This is a genomic window from Flavobacterium cryophilum (assembly GCF_048286555.1).
GTDB lineage: Bacteria > Bacteroidota > Bacteroidia > Flavobacteriales > Flavobacteriaceae > Flavobacterium.
Genome location: NZ_JBLVPZ010000001.1, coordinates 772,538 through 787,840 on the forward strand (window position 1 = coordinate 772,538; position 15,303 = coordinate 787,840).

Sequence of the window (15,303 nt, forward strand, 5' to 3'; positions counted from 1 at the left end):
TATGAAAAGCGTATATAAAATAACACTTTTATTTGGTATAACTATTTTAGTTTCCTCTTGCCATAATAATGCGGCACCAAACTATCAGTATTTTCCAAATATGTATGAGTCAGTAGGGTATGAAACTTATTCTGAATCAAATGCATTTAAAGATGGTAAAGAAGGTCAACTTCCAGCGGAAGGAACTATCAACAGAGGGTTTGAACCTTTTGAATATGAAAATTCCACCGCAGGGTATGAGTTAGCAAAAGCAAATCTTAAATCTCCATTAGATTCTTTGAGCAGAGACGCCGAAAAAGGCACAGCCCTTTATGAAATATATTGTATCAGTTGTCATGGTGCTTCTGGAAACGGTAAAGGAAAGCTTGTAGAAAGAGAAAAATTTCTGGGTGTTCCTAGTTATAAAGATAGAGTTATCACTGAAGGAAGTATTTTTCATGTTGTAACTTATGGTTTAAATTCAATGGGTTCACATGCGAACCAATTGAATGCCCATGAACGTTGGTTAGTTGCTGACTATGTTCTAAAACTAAAAAGCGAATTATAATTGTTGAACAAACTGATCGTAATAGATATGTATACATTTTCAAGTAAATTAAAAACTTTTTCTTTCATCTTAATGGCTGTAGGTCTTTTGGGAATTGGATATGGTTTTTTAACTGCACCTAAAGATATTCAAGAAGTTGAAAAACTTCTTGCGGCAGAAAGTCATGGTGGTCATGGTGAAGCTAAACATGAAGCGACAACTTCTGCTGAACCTTCGCATGCTACTGTCAACCATAGCGAAGCTGTTGAAGAAAAAATAATAGAGGAATCTAATGTAGCCGTTGCTCCAACGGATGATACTGCTACAGTTGCTGAATCGATTCCTGGTGAAATAGTTCACGCAGAGACAGCTGTGATAAAAAAAGTTCATGAAGTGAGTGAAGAGGCAGAACATACGGAGCATTTGAATCACGTTTTGCACCAACTACAAAACAAACCTTGGTCTGCTTTATATGTTGCTTGTATTTTCTTTATGCTTGTTTCTCTTGGCGTTTTAGTCTTTTATGCAATACAACAAGTGGCTCAGGCGGGTTGGTCTCCGGTATTATTTAGAGTAATGCAAGGTATAACATCTTATTTACCAGTTGGTTCTGTTATCTTTTTTGTTATTTTAATACTATGTGGTTTACATTTGAATCACATTTTTATATGGTTAGATCCTGAAGTTGTTGCGAATGATAAATTGATCGCTAATAAAGCTGGTTATTTGAATTTTCCGTTTTGGATTGTTAGAGCGGCTATATTTTTGACTGTTTGGAGTTTATATCATTACTTTTCAAGAAAAAACTGTTTGGCACAAGATGAAGCAAATGATGACTTGTTCTACAAGAAAAATTTCAACATATCAGCTATGTTTTTAGTGTTCTTCATAGTGTCTGAATCTATTATGTCATGGGATTGGATTATGTCTATCGATCCTCACTGGTTTAGTACTTTGTTTGGATGGTATGTTTTTTCAAGCTTCTTTGTTAGTTCAATTACTACAATTGCGTTAGTTACTTTATATTTGAAAGCGAAAGGTGTTCTGGAACATGTTAACACGAGTCATATTCATGATTTAGCTAAATTCATGTTTGGTTTTAGTATTTTTTGGACGTACTTATGGTTCTCGCAGTATATGTTGATATGGTATGCTAATATCCCTGAAGAGGTAACATATTTTATCACCAGAATCGAATTGTACAATCTTCCATTCTTTGGTGCCGTAGTACTGAATTTTGTATTCCCATTATTAATTTTAGTTAATACGGATTTCAAGAGAATTACTTGGGTAATGGTTATGGCGGGAGTTGTTATACTAGTGGGTCATTATATTGATTTCTTTAATATGATTATGCCGGGAACTGTAGGAGACAGATGGTTTATTGGTATACCAGAAATAGCATCCGTTCTTTTCTTCTTAGGTTTATTTATTTATGTTGTTTTCAATGCATTAACTAAAGCTCCTTTGTTAGCAAAAAGAAATCCTTTCATAGAGGAAAGTAAACATTTTCATTATTAATATTTAAAGAAAAAAACAGATGACAAGTTTGTTGGTAATTATAGTTTTAATTTTATTAGCAGTTGCTTTATGGCAATTGACTAAAATATTCGACCTGACGCAAGTTGGATCTAATTCAGATAGTTCACAAATAGCTACAGATAACGACAATAACGTTCAAGGTTATTTCATGTTCGGTTTTTTGGCTTTCCTTTATATCTTTTCAATTTACGGGTTGTTTAAATGGGGACCACTTGTGCTTCACACACCTGCTTCAGCACATGGTGGTGATGTCGATAATTTAATGAATATTACTTGGGTTCTTATCTTTATAGTTCAAGCGATAACGCAATTTTTGTTGCATTATTTTGCGTTAAAATACAGAGGTAAAAAAGACCAAAAAGCACTTTATTTTGCAGATAATAATAAGCTAGAAGCTATTTGGAGTGTTATTCCAGCTGTGGTTTTGGCAGGATTAATTCTGTACGGTCTCTATGCATGGACAAACATTATGTTTGTTGATGAAGATGAGGATACCGTAGTTATTGAATTGTATGCGCAACAGTTTAACTGGAAGGCTAGATACTCTGGGGAAGATAATGTCTTAGGAAAAGCTAATGTTAGGCTTATTGAAGGTGTAAACGTTGTAGGAGTTGATTTAGGCGATCCTTATGCGCAAGATGATAAAGTAGTAACAGAATTGCATATTCCTAAAGGTAAAAAAATTCTTTTCAAAATGCGTTCCCAAGATGTGTTGCATTCAGCTTATATGCCTCACTTTAGAGCGCAAATGAATTGTGTTCCAGGTATGGTCACTCAGTTCGCTTTCGAGCCTATTTACACCACAGTAGAATATAGAGAATTGCCATTTATGATCGAAAAAGTGGCTAATATTAATGCTTTAAGATCAAAGAAAAGTATAAAATTAGTAGCTAAAGGAGAAACAGCTTTAGATCCGTACACGTTTGATTACTTATTGCTTTGTAATAAAATTTGTGGAGCTTCTCATTATAACATGCAAATGAAAATAATCGTAGATACGCCGGAAGACTATAAAGCATGGTTGAAAGATAAAGCTACAATTGTAAGTGAAGTAAAAGCTGCAATGGCTGAACCTGAAGCTATTGATGGAGCATCTGGTACAGATTCTACAAATGCAAATGATACTGCAGCGGTTGCCGTAATGGCCATGAAATAATTAATAAGAAAATTTAAAGTAAACATATATGTCAGCAGAAGGTCACGATCACGCAATAGATCACGAACACGAACATCACCATAAAGACACTTTTATTAGTAAATATATTTTTAGTATTGATCATAAAATGATTGCCAAACAATACCTAATAACAGGTATTCTTATGGGGATTATTGGTGTTGGTATGTCTATGCTTTTTAGAATGCAATTGGCATGGCCAGAAGAAGCATTTAAGATTTTTAATGTATTACTTGGTGATAAATGGGCTCCAAACGGGATAATGACAAATGATATTTACCTTTCATTGGTTACTATACATGGTACAATAATGGTATTTTTTGTTCTTACAGCAGGGTTAAGTGGAACATTCAGTAACTTATTGATTCCACTACAAATTGGAGCAAGAGATATGGCATCAGGATTCATGAATATGATTTCGTATTGGCTATTCTTTTTGTCAGCGGTAGTTATGTTGTGTTCCTTATTTGTTGAAGCTGGTCCTGCATCAGCTGGATGGACAATTTATCCTCCTTTAAGTGCATTGCCACAGGCTATTCCTGGTTCAGGAATGGGAATGACATTATGGTTAATTTCTATGGCTATATTTATTGCATCTTCTTTAATGGGTTCATTAAATTATATTGTCACTGTTATCAATCTTAGAACAAAAGGAATGTCAATGACAAGATTGCCATTAACAATTTGGACTTTCTTCGTAACTGCTATTATTGGAGTTGTTTCATTTCCAGTATTGTTATCCGCGGCTTTATTGTTAATCTTCGATAGAAGTTTTGGTACTTCTTTCTTCTTGTCAGATATCTACATCGCTGGTGAAGTATTACATTATCAAGGTGGTTCTCCAGTATTGTTTGAACACTTATTTTGGTTCTTAGGACACCCAGAAGTATATATCGTAATTTTACCTGCAATGGGAATTGTATCTGAAGTTATGGCTACCAATTCACGTAAACCAATTTTTGGTTACAGAGCGATGATTATGTCTGTTTTGGCTATTGCTTTTTTATCTACAATAGTTTGGGGTCATCATATGTTTGTTTCAGGAATGAATCCATTTTTAGGTTCAGTGTTTACGTTCACTACCTTATTGATTGCAATCCCTTCTGCTGTAAAAGCTTTTAACTGGATTACAACTTTATGGAAAGGTAACTTGCAATTAAACCCTGCTATGTTGTTTTCTATCGGAATGGTTTCTACATTTATCACAGGTGGATTAACAGGAATTATTCTTGGAGACAGTACTTTAGATATTAATGTGCACGATACGTATTTTGTTGTTGCTCACTTTCACTTAGTAATGGGTATTTCTGCTCTTTACGGGATGTTTGCTGGGGTTTACCACTGGTTCCCTAAAATGTATGGACGAATGCTTAATAAAAACTTAGGATATATTCACTTTTGGGCATCAGTAGTTTGTGCTTATGGTGTGTTTTTTCCAATGCACTTCATCGGATTAGCAGGTTTGCCTAGACGTTATTATACAAACACTAACTTCCCACTATTTGATGATTTACAAAACGTAAACGTTTTGATTACAACATTTGCATTAATAGGTGGAGCTTTTCAATTGGTGTTCTTGTATAACTTTTTCAGCAGTATTTTTTACGGTAAAAAATCGGTTCAGAATCCTTGGAAATCTAATACACTAGAATGGACAGCGCCTATAGAGCACATACACGGTAACTGGCCAGGTGAAATTCCTCACGTATACCGTTGGCCTTATGACTACAGTAATCCTGCTCACGATGAGGATTTTGTACCTCAAAACGTACCGATGAAAGAAGGTGAAGAAGTTTTACATCACTAAAATATAAACAAAAGCCTCTGCGAAAGTAGAGGCTTTTTTTGTGGTGTATATTATTAATTTCATTCTTTACCATTCTTTTTCGCCGTTACTTTTTTAATTTTGTTGCATTTAAAATTTTAAAATTTATAATTCAAAATTGCTTTGTTATCTTTGTTACATGAATGAAAATTTAGACCCAACATCAAATGGTTACAATTCTGAAGAACTTGATCTAGAAAAAAAATTAAGACCGCTTTCTTTTGATGATTTTGCAGGGCAAGACCAAATATTAGAAAACCTGAAAGTGTTTGTGCAAGCGGCTAATCAACGTAATGAAGCACTTGATCATACCCTTTTTCATGGCCCTCCAGGTTTAGGAAAAACTACTTTGGCTAATATACTTGCTAATGAGTTGCAAGTAGGAATCAAAATTACTTCTGGTCCAGTGCTAGACAAACCCGGAGATTTAGCGGGTTTATTGACTAATCTTGAAGAAAGAGATGTTTTGTTTATTGATGAAATTCATCGGTTGAGTCCTATCGTGGAAGAATATTTATATTCTGCAATGGAAGATTTCAAAATTGATATTATGATTGAGTCGGGACCAAATGCAAGGACCGTACAAATCAATCTCAATCCGTTTACATTAATTGGAGCCACGACGCGTTCCGGTTTATTAACCGCTCCTATGAGAGCTCGTTTTGGAATATCTTCTCGTTTACAATATTATACAACAGAGTTGCTGACCACAATCGTGGAACGAAGTGCTACTATATTTAAAATGCCAATATCACTGGAAGCCGCCATAGAAATTGCTGGCAGAAGCAGGGGAACTCCACGTATCGCTAACGCATTGTTGCGTCGTGTGCGTGATTTTGCCCAAATTAAAGGCAATGGCACTATCGATATCGAAATTGCCCGTTACGCCTTAAAAGCGCTTAATGTTGACGCACACGGTTTGGATGAAATGGACAACAAAATTTTAACCACAATTATCGATAAATTTAAAGGAGGACCGGTGGGATTATCTACTTTGGCGACTGCCGTATCTGAAAGTAGTGAAACAATAGAGGAAGTCTATGAGCCGTTTTTGATTCAGGAAGGATTTATTATGAGAACGCCACGGGGTAGGGAAGTTACCGATAAAGCCTACAAACATTTAGGAAAAGTAAGGACAAATATTCAAGGCGGTTTATTCTAATTTTTCAGGAGCTATTTCCTGCTATCCGCTATATCCGCGCAGAAAAAGCGCGGGATGCCGCTGCTATCAGGGCTAGGGAATTCCATTTATTAACTTCTATTTTTGTAATCATTAACCACAAGGCTACATACACGCAGTTTATCAAATCCGAAGCCCAACGTCTCGGGTTTTTATCTTGTGGAATATCCAAAGCAGGGTTTTTAGAACAAGAAGCACCACACTTAGAAAACTGGTTGAAAAACAATAGAAACGGACAAATGTCCTATATGGAAAACAATTTTGACAAGCGCCTAAATCCAACTTTGCTAGTTGATGACGCTAAAAGTGTTGTGTCGTTATTGCTTAATTATTATCCTGAACAACTCCAAAATACAGACTCTTTTAAAATTTCAAAATATGCGTATGGCGCCGATTATCATTTCGTAATTAAAGAAAAACTTAAAGAATTTTTATTCTCCATTCAATCAACTATTGGAGAAGTTTCGGGACGGGCCTTTGTAGACTCCGCACCAGTGCTTGATAAAGCTTGGGCTGCCAAAAGTGGTTTAGGTTGGAGAGGTAAGAACAGTAATTTATTGACGCAAAAAGTAGGCTCTTTTTACTTTATAGCAGAACTTATTATCGATTTAGATTTAGACTATGATAACCCTACAACGGATCATTGCGGTACATGTACTGCATGTATTGACGCTTGTCCTACGGAGGCTATAGTTGCGCCTTATGTGGTTGATGGCAGCAAATGCATTTCTTATTTCACGATTGAATTAAAAGAAAATATACCTCAAGAGGCGAAAGGAAAGCTGGATGACTGGGCTTTTGGATGCGATGTATGTCAGGATGTTTGTCCTTGGAACAAGTTTTCGAAAGCACATAATGAATCTTTATTTAACCCAAATCCAACATTGCTTTCCATGTCAAAAAAAGACTGGATTGAGATAACAGAAGAAACATTTAAAGCAGTATTTAAAAATTCGCCGCTTAAAAGAGCGAAATTCCAAGGAATAAAAAGAAATATTGATTTTCTAAAATAGCGGTAACTTAGTACTTAATTTATTTGAATTTTATAGAAGATTCTCTAACGATAACGGTAGTTTTTAATTCAATAGTTCTTGGAGTAAATGGAATTCCTTCTTTGTGACAATTCATTTCTTCTAACAACAAATTAAAAGATTCAATACCCATCTCGTGGCTTGGTTGATCCACTGTACTTAATTTTGGAGTCAGTACTTGTGACATAAACCAATTACTAAAGCCAATTACGGCTACCTGTTCTGGAACATTGATTTTATTTTCATTGAAATAGGCTAATACGCCCACCGCAACCAAGTCTGTGATTGCAAAGACGCCATCTACGTCCGGATGTTCATTAATGATTTGCTTCGCAAAATCTCTACCTTCTTCAAAAGTTACCGTTTCACACGTGTAGACTAATTTATTATCAAAAGGAATGTTGTTTTTTTCCAACGCTTTTTTGTAACCAATGTAACGATCTATGGCATTTTGAGGATTCAATGGGCCACGAATATGGGCTATCTTCTTGCAACCATTATCAATTAAGTGTTGGACAGCATTAAAAGCTGCTTTTTGGTCGTCAATTACTACTTTAGAGCATTTTGAAAGTTTAGCAATCTTATCAAACATTACAAAAGGAATATTTCTATTAATGATTTCTTTTATATGATCGTCGTTGTTAGATTCATTGGAAAGCGACATAATAATGCCGTCTACTCTCTTGTTTATAAGCAGTTCTACTTGTTTTTTTTCTAAAGCCAATGTTTCATTAGACTGTAAAATGATCACTAGATATCCATTTTTTTCGGCTTCATTTATAATGGCATTTACCACATTCGAAAAAAAGTGATGTACTACTTCAGGTATAATTAAACCAATGGTTTTTGATTCTTTTGTTCTCAAATTTACAGCAAAACTATTTGGGGTGTATTGTAGTTTTTGAGCAAGTTCAATTACCGCGCTTTTCGTTTTCTCACTAACATCCGGATAATTTTTCAGCGCTTTAGAAACGGTGGTTATTGAAATTCCCAGTTTTGTTGCAATTTCTTTAAGAGTAATATCTTTCATGAGTCGAATTTCTACGTATTTAATTTTAGGAAAATATTTTTAGAAACGACTTTGCTGTGAGTCTTTAAGAGCTTAGTTAATGTCTTTAAAAAACGACTCTAACTTAAAATATTCTTTACCAAGATATTAATTATTATCTTATTTCCGGTTTTTTTACCAAAATAAACAAATTAATATGGATTCGTTAAATTAAAGAAACAACCGTGTGTTATTTATAAAGGATTTAAATTTTTGACGTTGATTCTCTTTCAATTATGCTGGTTTTTAGTTCAATGGACTGAAAAATTACGATTTTATTGTCCTTTTTTAGGTTGATTTCATCAACTAAAATCGATGCAGATCTTCTTTCAAAACCATTGCTTTTATTTTTAGCGGTGTCCTATTGACACGGTGTGTTCTTCAATTTTTACTTGAAGTTTGTTTTGCTCGTCAAAGAATGCTTCCAAATCTCTTTTTTTTATTTGATCTATAATATTTGTAGCGAGTATCCAAATCGTGATAATCGTCTAAAGAATCGAAATAAATGTTGGCCATCGCTAATTTTCACCATAATTGAATTGAGAGTTTCTCGCGTGGTTATTATAAATATAGAAAAGATTTTACAGAGATTCCGCTGTATTCAGTAATATCACGGGTATGATTTACCACTAAAACAGGATGAGTAAAATCTTTTGCTCCTACATTCGATACAGCAAAAGATTAAAGCCTCCCTTAGTTTCAAAATCCTGCATGATTGCTCGGTACTCACTGATGTCATACTTATTATGATAGATTGAGGAAGTATAAATAGGACATTTTAAAATTGGGCCGCATTATAAAGGATTCATAAATGCATTGATTTCGGTACTGGAAATTTGTGGATTTGCTCCTTCTTTTTTAGCTACAATTGCCCCTAGAGCACAAGCAAAATTAATCGCTTCTTGGGGATTGCCATTGATCAGCAACTCGCTCAACAATCCTGCTAAAAAGGAATCTCCTGCGCCCACAGTATCGACCACAGCAATTTTGTAGCCACTATTGTAGTACATCTTTTCATTATAATATAAAACGGCACCATGACTTCCTTTAGTCACACAAATGTGTTTTGTGTTTGTCTGTTTTGCAATAAAAAGTATGTTTTGTTCTAATGAGTGGTAAGGAGAGTTCATAAAAGCGCTTATTTCGTACAATTCATCATCGTTAAATTTTATAAAATCAGATTGCATCATCAAATTTAGCAGTATTTCCTTAGCGTAAAAAGGAGCACGTAAATTAACATCAAAAACAGCGTATTTTGCATAGTTTATTATTTCTAAAAGAGAATTTTGCGAAATTAAATCCCTACATACAAGACTCCCAAAAACTAATGCATCTGCTTTTTTGACCATAATCTCGTCTTCCGGAATACAAACAATTTTATCCCAGGCAACCGGGTAATTAATGGTGTAGGAAGCAGAACCCTTTTCATTTAATTCTACTAGTACTTCGCCCGTATTAAAGATTTCGTCAACTTGAATCGAAGCAGTATTTACGCCATTCGTACGGACATAGTCAATCAATTCACAACCTATCGTATCCTTGCCAATTCTACTTATTATATGAGAATTAACTCCTAGTGACGCTAGTCGTAACGCGACGTTCAGTGGTGCGCCACCAATTTTTATATGTGTTGGAAAAACATCAAATAACACTTCTCCAAAACAAACAATGTTGAGTTTTTCTTTGGGATTATTCATTATTTACCATTTTATGTTCTAATTCTTCTAGGGATAAACCTTTGGTTTCGGGCATCATGAATAATACAAAAACCAACTGTAAGACCATCATAAAAGCAAAAAAAGCAAAGATTGGCCAAGGATTTATCTTGAATAAGTCAATGACCACGGGTCCGGCCAAGGTTATTAATGCTGCAAAAATCCAGTGAATTCCTGTTCCGAAAGATTGGCCATTAGCCCTAACATTGTTCGGGAATATTTCTGAAATAAACACCCAAATCACCGCACCTTGTCCAATAGCATGAGAGGCTATAAACAGCATGATTGAGGCCATCAAAATGATAGCTCCCAGATTGTTGTAGAAAGCAAGTGCGACCATGCCTAAACTGATAATGTAGCCTAAAGATCCTATGATCATGAGTTGTTTTCGTCCCAAAACATCGATTAGTCGCATTCCGGCAATGGTAAAAATCAAATTTGTTACGCCAATTAAGATGGAGTTCATTAAAGATTCTTTAGAACCTAATCCTGCCATTTCCAATATTTCAGGGGCGTAGTATAGAATAAAATTAATTCCTGATAGCTGATTGAAAAACGCCAGTAAAAAAGCTAAAATTATTGGGAGTTTGTATTTTCTGGAAAAAATAGATTCTTTTACAGAAGTGTCAAGTATATCTTTTTTTATTTCTTTAAAACTTTCCAAGGCTTCCTCTTTGCTGTAAATCATTTCCAAAACCTTCATGCCTGCTACGTCATCTCTTTTTTTCAAGATTAACCAGCGTGGACTATCCGGAATTTGTATAATGATTAGGCTGTAAATAAATGCGGGAAGGGCAACAATACCAATCATCCAGCGCCAGTCATTTTCTCCTCCAACGCCTTCGAATAAATAATTAGAAAAGAAGGCAATCAAGATACCAAATACAATATTAAACTGAAATAGTGTTCCTAGTTTCCCTCTATTTTTTGGAGTGGAAATTTCTGAAATATAAATTGGTGCGGCCACGGATGAAGCTCCGACACCAATACCGCCAATGAAACGAAAAAATGAAAACGTGTAAGGATCTTGGGCGAATGCTGAACCTAAAGCCGATACTAAAAACACGATTCCAATCCAGAATAATGTTTTTTTGCGGCCCCATTTATCACAGGGAATTCCTCCTAATAAAGAACCTAACACAGTTCCCCACAAAGCCATGGACATGATAAAAATCCCATGAAATAATGGAGTGGTGTGCCATAATTCTTTGATGGGTAAATTGGCTCCAGATATTACAACGGTGTCAAAGCCAAATAAAAATCCCGCAGCAGCTACAGTTAGGGACCAGTTTCGAACGTTATTCATTTTTTTTAGTTTATGGTTAATAGTTGGTTTTATAACGAATTGGTATTGTTACCAGATTCCTTTTATTCGATGTACAGTAAAGTTTTTTATTGTTTGTTTTTCATCGGATTGGATGCGCAGTTTGGTATACGGTTTAGTAGGGAAAATTTGTTCCGTAAAACTATATATTCCCTCATTTAGGAAAATTTCTATAGACGACCAATCTAAAATAATTTGGTAATCAATCGTTTCCGTAATAATATTGGGTGTTGCCGTTTTATGGATTTCCTTTCCAAAGTCTTCTTGGAAATTTACTATTCCGGAATGGCGTCTGTCAATTGAAAAGGTTTTTTGCGAAGCATCATAATTCAAAACCAAAGAATCGTTCACTTCATTAGAAAAAATCAGTTTCAGATTTTTTGAAGCTGCGTTAAATTTTATTTCAGATTGATTGAAATTGTCATAATTAAAATTGATTTGTTGCTGTGGTTTATTATTCAATAAATCCTTTGAAAATGCTGAAACTAATTGTTTTTGGAACGGTTGAACAGGGCTATTTTTCAAAACATAATTGGTGTTTATTTTTGTAAGAGAGAGCTCTCTAGGTAGTGTCATGGCACTTCTCCAGTTTTTTGTAGGCGTGTTTCTGGCGTAAAGCCAATTGCTCATCCAGCCTACAAATATGCGCTTGTTGTCTGGAATATTATTATAAGTGACTCCCGCATAATTATCAGTGCCGTTATCAACCCATTTAATTTCTTTTTGGATGGTTTTAAAACTTTTTCCATCAAAATCGCCTATAAAATATTGTGTTCCGGAACCGCCATGTGGTGCGCCAGGATTTATGCTTATGAGTAAAACCCATTTTTCTTCTTTGGAACCCACAACTTTTAATTTGAAAATATCAGGACATTCCCAAACACCGCCATGCGCACCTATATTTTTGCCAAAATCACTTTCGAATTTCCAATTAGTTAAATTTTCCGAAGTGTAAAATTGAGCATGATCTCCGGCTACCAACACCATATTCCAACTATCGGTTTCGGTATTCCAGAAAATTTTCGGATCTCTGAAATCTTTTATACCAGAATTTTTAATAATTGGATTTTTTCCATATTTCAACCATGTTTCACCTTCATCGAGACTGTAAGCCAAACCTTGTGTTTGATAATTGGCTTTGCCTGATTTTTCGCCTTCCATGTCATGATAGGTGAAAATGGCAATCATCGGAGGATTTTCTTTTGTTCCTAAGCCGGAAGTGTTATTTAAATCAACAACCGCACTTCCTGAAAATATCATTCCTAGTTGATCAGGAAATAAAGCAATTTTTTTGTGTGTCCAATGAATCAAATCTGGGCTTGTAGCATGTCCCCAATGCATCGGTCCCCACACAATATCGTTTGGGTAATATTGATAAAATAAATGATAAATACCTTTGTAAAACACCATGCCATTGGGGTCATTCATCCATTTTTTTTCGGGAGAAAAATGAAATTGCGGTCTAAACGGTTCTTTATATTTCACTGAGGAATCAATTTTTATTTTTTCAGAAACGTTAATGGCAATAATTGTGTCGCTTTCTTCTTTTTTACAAGAAAACAAGAATAATGCGCTACTTAAAAGAAAGAAAATTAGTATTAATTTATTTGTAAACTTCATTAAAACGGAATTTATTATAATATTATCTTAATAAAAATAGAATTCTATTTTTTAAATCGTCAAAATTGTATAATTAAAACCGTTTTGGTATGTCGAAAACGTTTTCGATTTGTATTCAAGGTACTATATGGAACTATTCAATATTTTAAGCAATAATTTATATAAGTTTGAGAATATTATTAAAAAATATACTTATGATTTCAACATTTAAGAGTCTAGTCATCTTGCTTTTAGTAGCTCCAGTTGTTTTTAGTCAAACTAAATCCGACGAATGGCATTTACTGGCAAATTCCAGAGAAAATTATTTTGGCGTAGCGATGGCGAATGGTCAAATAGGAATTGTTACGGATGATACGCCTTTAAAAACAAAAGAAATTATTCTGAATGGCGTTTACGATGGTAGTCCCGAAAATGGAATTAGTAGAATTGTTCGGGGAATTGAGTTTTTGAATCTGCATTTGAACATAAATAATCAAGAAATCAAATCAGACAATATTGATAATTGGAGCCAAGTCATTTCGATGAAAGAGGGGACAAGTACCACTTCATTTTCATTTAAAGATTTAGCCAATATCAATTATACGATTTTGGCAAATAGGGCAGTTCCTTTTTCAGCGATGGCAATTGTCGAAATCACCCCTCTTCACGATATCGAAATTTCCGCTAATAATTATGTGGTAGTTCCTGATGAACTGAAAGAGGCAAAAAGTCAGTTTAGGGTTTTAAAAGACAATCAGTATTTAATGCCAGTTTTTGGAACAGTCGCCAAAACGCGAACCGGGAAATATACGGTTGCTGCTTCGACAACATTTCTTTTTGACGGACCGGGCGAAACCTTAAAGCAAACCGGGAATGAAGTTGGTTTCACTAAAAAATTAATGAAGGATAAAAAATATCGTTTTGCAGTAGCAGGAGGAATTTGTACGTCAAAAGATGTTACGGATCCTCTAAACGAATCCGAAAGACAACCAATATATGCTTTACAGGAAGGAATTGATAAATTATTGAACCGTCACAAAAAAGCGTGGGCTGAATTATGGAATACGGGAGATATTCAAATCGAAGGTGATTTGGATGCGCAACAACGGGTGCGTTTTGCGTTATACAACTTGTATTCATACGTGCGCCCAGGAACTAGACAAAGTATTGCGCCTATGGGATTATCCTCTCAGGGATACAATGGACATATTTTTTGGGACACGGAGCTATGGATGTATCCAACGCTTTTGGCTTTGCAGCCTGATATGGCTAAATCATGTTTAGACTACCGTTCAGATCGTTTGCAAAAAGCAAAACAAAAAGCTTTTATATATGGTTATAAAGGAGCAATGTATCCTTGGGAGTCTGACGATACAGGAGAGGAAGCAACGCCAACTTGGGCATTGACCGGAATTTTTGAACAACACATCACGGCGGATGTTTCGATTGCATTTTGGAATTACTACAGCTATACGCAAGATAAATCATGGTTAAGAAAAGAATGGGACGTTCTAAAAGAAACAGCTGATTTTTGGGTAAGCCGTGTAATTGAAAATCAGGATGGAACTTTTTCTATTTTAAATGTTGTTGGAGCCGATGAATATGCGCAGCATGTAGATGACAATGCTTTTACAAATGCATCAGCTATCGAGTCTTTAAAAAATACGATTAAAGCAGCAACAATTTTGAATGAACCAATTAATCCAAAATGGACAGCAGTATCCGAGAAATTAGTCATTCACAGAGAGAATGGAATAACTCAAAATTATAAAGGCTATCAGGGCCAAATGATAAAACAAGCTGATGTGAATTTGTTAGCGTATCCCTTACACATAATAACAGACAAGGCTCAAATTGAAAAAGATTTAGAATATTACGCGGAAAAAATTGATAAAAAAGATGGTCCAGCAATGGCCTCTGGCGTTTTATCTATTTTATATGCACGATTAGGCGAGAGAGAAAAAGCGTATAGTTATTTTGTTAAATCCTATTTGCCAAATAGCCGTCCTCCTTTTGGAGTGTTTTCAGAATCAGCTAATAGTAACAATCCGTATTTCGCAACAGGAGCTGGAGCTATGCTTCAAGCTGTCATCTACGGTTTTGGAGGCGTGGAGCAAACTGATATGGGATTGAAATACAACAAAGGATTGTTGCCAAAACAATGGAAATCATTAAAGATAATTGGAATTGGAGCTGACAATAAAACAATTGTTATCAAATAATTACGTTATTTTTTTTTTTTTTTGCCACGAATATATTTGCAGTTCATCTTGAGGATTGTATTTAGTATTTGTGGCTTTTTTTTCGATTTTTTAATACTGCAAATGCAGTGAATACGC

At 34.9% G+C, this 15,303-nt stretch carries 11 protein-coding genes; 7 read left to right on the top strand and 4 right to left on the bottom strand.

Annotated elements, in window-relative coordinates:
* Position 1 precedes the first annotated feature (1 nt).
* The 6 genes from ACNQGJ_RS03485 (at position 2) to queG (ending at position 7,260) form a co-directional block, all read left to right on the top strand.
* Entirely contained in the window at positions 2 to 547 is a 546-nt protein-coding gene (locus ACNQGJ_RS03485) for a c-type cytochrome (RefSeq protein WP_417970033.1), read from the top strand.
* A 27-nt stretch (positions 548 to 574) separates the two neighbouring features.
* Positions 575 to 2,047 (top strand): quinol:cytochrome C oxidoreductase, encoded by a 1,473-nt coding sequence (locus ACNQGJ_RS03490; protein ID WP_417970031.1) that lies wholly within the window; start codon positions 575 to 577, stop codon positions 2,045 to 2,047.
* Positions 2,048 to 2,066: 19 nt separating this feature from the next.
* The gene (locus ACNQGJ_RS03495; RefSeq protein WP_417970029.1) at positions 2,067 to 3,224 is read left to right on the top strand and encodes a cytochrome c oxidase subunit II; all 1,158 of its coding nucleotides are present in this window, start codon (positions 2,067 to 2,069) and stop codon (positions 3,222 to 3,224) included.
* Positions 3,225 to 3,252: 28 nt separating this feature from the next.
* Positions 3,253 to 5,049, top strand: a complete 1,797-nt coding sequence (locus ACNQGJ_RS03500; protein ID WP_417970027.1) for a cytochrome c oxidase subunit I — start codon at positions 3,253 to 3,255, stop codon at positions 5,047 to 5,049.
* A 157-nt stretch (positions 5,050 to 5,206) separates the two neighbouring features.
* The gene (gene ruvB, locus ACNQGJ_RS03505) at positions 5,207 to 6,229 is read left to right on the top strand and encodes a Holliday junction branch migration DNA helicase RuvB (protein WP_417970025.1); all 1,023 of its coding nucleotides are present in this window, start codon (positions 5,207 to 5,209) and stop codon (positions 6,227 to 6,229) included.
* A 107-nt stretch (positions 6,230 to 6,336) separates the two neighbouring features.
* Positions 6,337 to 7,260, top strand: a complete 924-nt coding sequence (queG, locus tag ACNQGJ_RS03510; RefSeq protein WP_417971351.1) for a tRNA epoxyqueuosine(34) reductase QueG — start codon at positions 6,337 to 6,339, stop codon at positions 7,258 to 7,260.
* Between the two features lie 19 nt (positions 7,261 to 7,279).
* On the opposite strand, the gene ACNQGJ_RS03515 is transcribed toward queG, so the two are convergent.
* From ACNQGJ_RS03515 to ACNQGJ_RS03535, 4 genes are all read right to left on the bottom strand, one after another.
* Positions 7,280 to 8,308: a LacI family DNA-binding transcriptional regulator gene (locus ACNQGJ_RS03515; protein ID WP_417970023.1), complete on the bottom strand. Its 1,029-nt coding sequence runs from the start codon at positions 8,306 to 8,308 to the stop codon at positions 7,280 to 7,282.
* Positions 8,309 to 9,120: 812 nt separating this feature from the next.
* Positions 9,121 to 10,023, bottom strand: coding sequence for a carbohydrate kinase family protein (locus ACNQGJ_RS03525; protein WP_417970021.1), 903 nt, complete (start codon positions 10,021 to 10,023; stop codon positions 9,121 to 9,123).
* A complete protein-coding gene (locus tag ACNQGJ_RS03530; protein ID WP_417970019.1) occupies positions 10,016 to 11,347 on the bottom strand; it encodes a sugar porter family MFS transporter in 1,332 nt (443 codons plus the stop codon). The genes ACNQGJ_RS03525 and ACNQGJ_RS03530 overlap by 8 nt, the downstream gene beginning before the upstream one ends.
* A gap of 48 nt (positions 11,348 to 11,395) precedes the next feature.
* A complete protein-coding gene (locus tag ACNQGJ_RS03535; protein ID WP_417970017.1) occupies positions 11,396 to 12,985 on the bottom strand; it encodes a glycoside hydrolase family 32 protein in 1,590 nt (529 codons plus the stop codon).
* A gap of 194 nt (positions 12,986 to 13,179) precedes the next feature.
* Between ACNQGJ_RS03535 and ACNQGJ_RS03540 the strand changes: the two genes are divergently transcribed.
* On the top strand, positions 13,180 to 15,186 hold the full coding sequence (locus tag ACNQGJ_RS03540) for a glycosyl hydrolase family 95 catalytic domain-containing protein (RefSeq protein WP_417970015.1): 2,007 nt from the start codon (positions 13,180 to 13,182) through the stop codon (positions 15,184 to 15,186).
* The last annotated feature ends 117 nt before the right edge of the window (positions 15,187 to 15,303 follow it).

Excerpts from the sequence above, each read along its gene's own strand:
- ACNQGJ_RS03485 (WP_417970033.1), top strand. The coding sequence starts at position 2 with ATGAAAAGCGTATATAAAATAACACTTTTATTTGGTATAACTATTTTA.
- ACNQGJ_RS03490 (WP_417970031.1), top strand. The coding sequence starts at position 575 with ATGTATACATTTTCAAGTAAATTAAAAACTTTTTCTTTCATCTTAATG.
- ACNQGJ_RS03495 (WP_417970029.1), top strand. The coding sequence starts at position 2,067 with ATGACAAGTTTGTTGGTAATTATAGTTTTAATTTTATTAGCAGTTGCT.
- ACNQGJ_RS03500 (WP_417970027.1), top strand. The coding sequence starts at position 3,253 with ATGTCAGCAGAAGGTCACGATCACGCAATAGATCACGAACACGAACAT.
- ruvB (WP_417970025.1), top strand. The coding sequence starts at position 5,207 with ATGAATGAAAATTTAGACCCAACATCAAATGGTTACAATTCTGAAGAA.
- ACNQGJ_RS03515 (WP_417970023.1), bottom strand. The coding sequence starts at position 8,308 with ATGAAAGATATTACTCTTAAAGAAATTGCAACAAAACTGGGAATTTCA.
- ACNQGJ_RS03525 (WP_417970021.1), bottom strand. The coding sequence starts at position 10,023 with ATGAATAATCCCAAAGAAAAACTCAACATTGTTTGTTTTGGAGAAGTG.
- ACNQGJ_RS03530 (WP_417970019.1), bottom strand. The coding sequence starts at position 11,347 with ATGAATAACGTTCGAAACTGGTCCCTAACTGTAGCTGCTGCGGGATTT.
- ACNQGJ_RS03535 (WP_417970017.1), bottom strand. The coding sequence starts at position 12,985 with ATGAAGTTTACAAATAAATTAATACTAATTTTCTTTCTTTTAAGTAGC.
- ACNQGJ_RS03540 (WP_417970015.1), top strand. The coding sequence starts at position 13,180 with ATGATTTCAACATTTAAGAGTCTAGTCATCTTGCTTTTAGTAGCTCCA.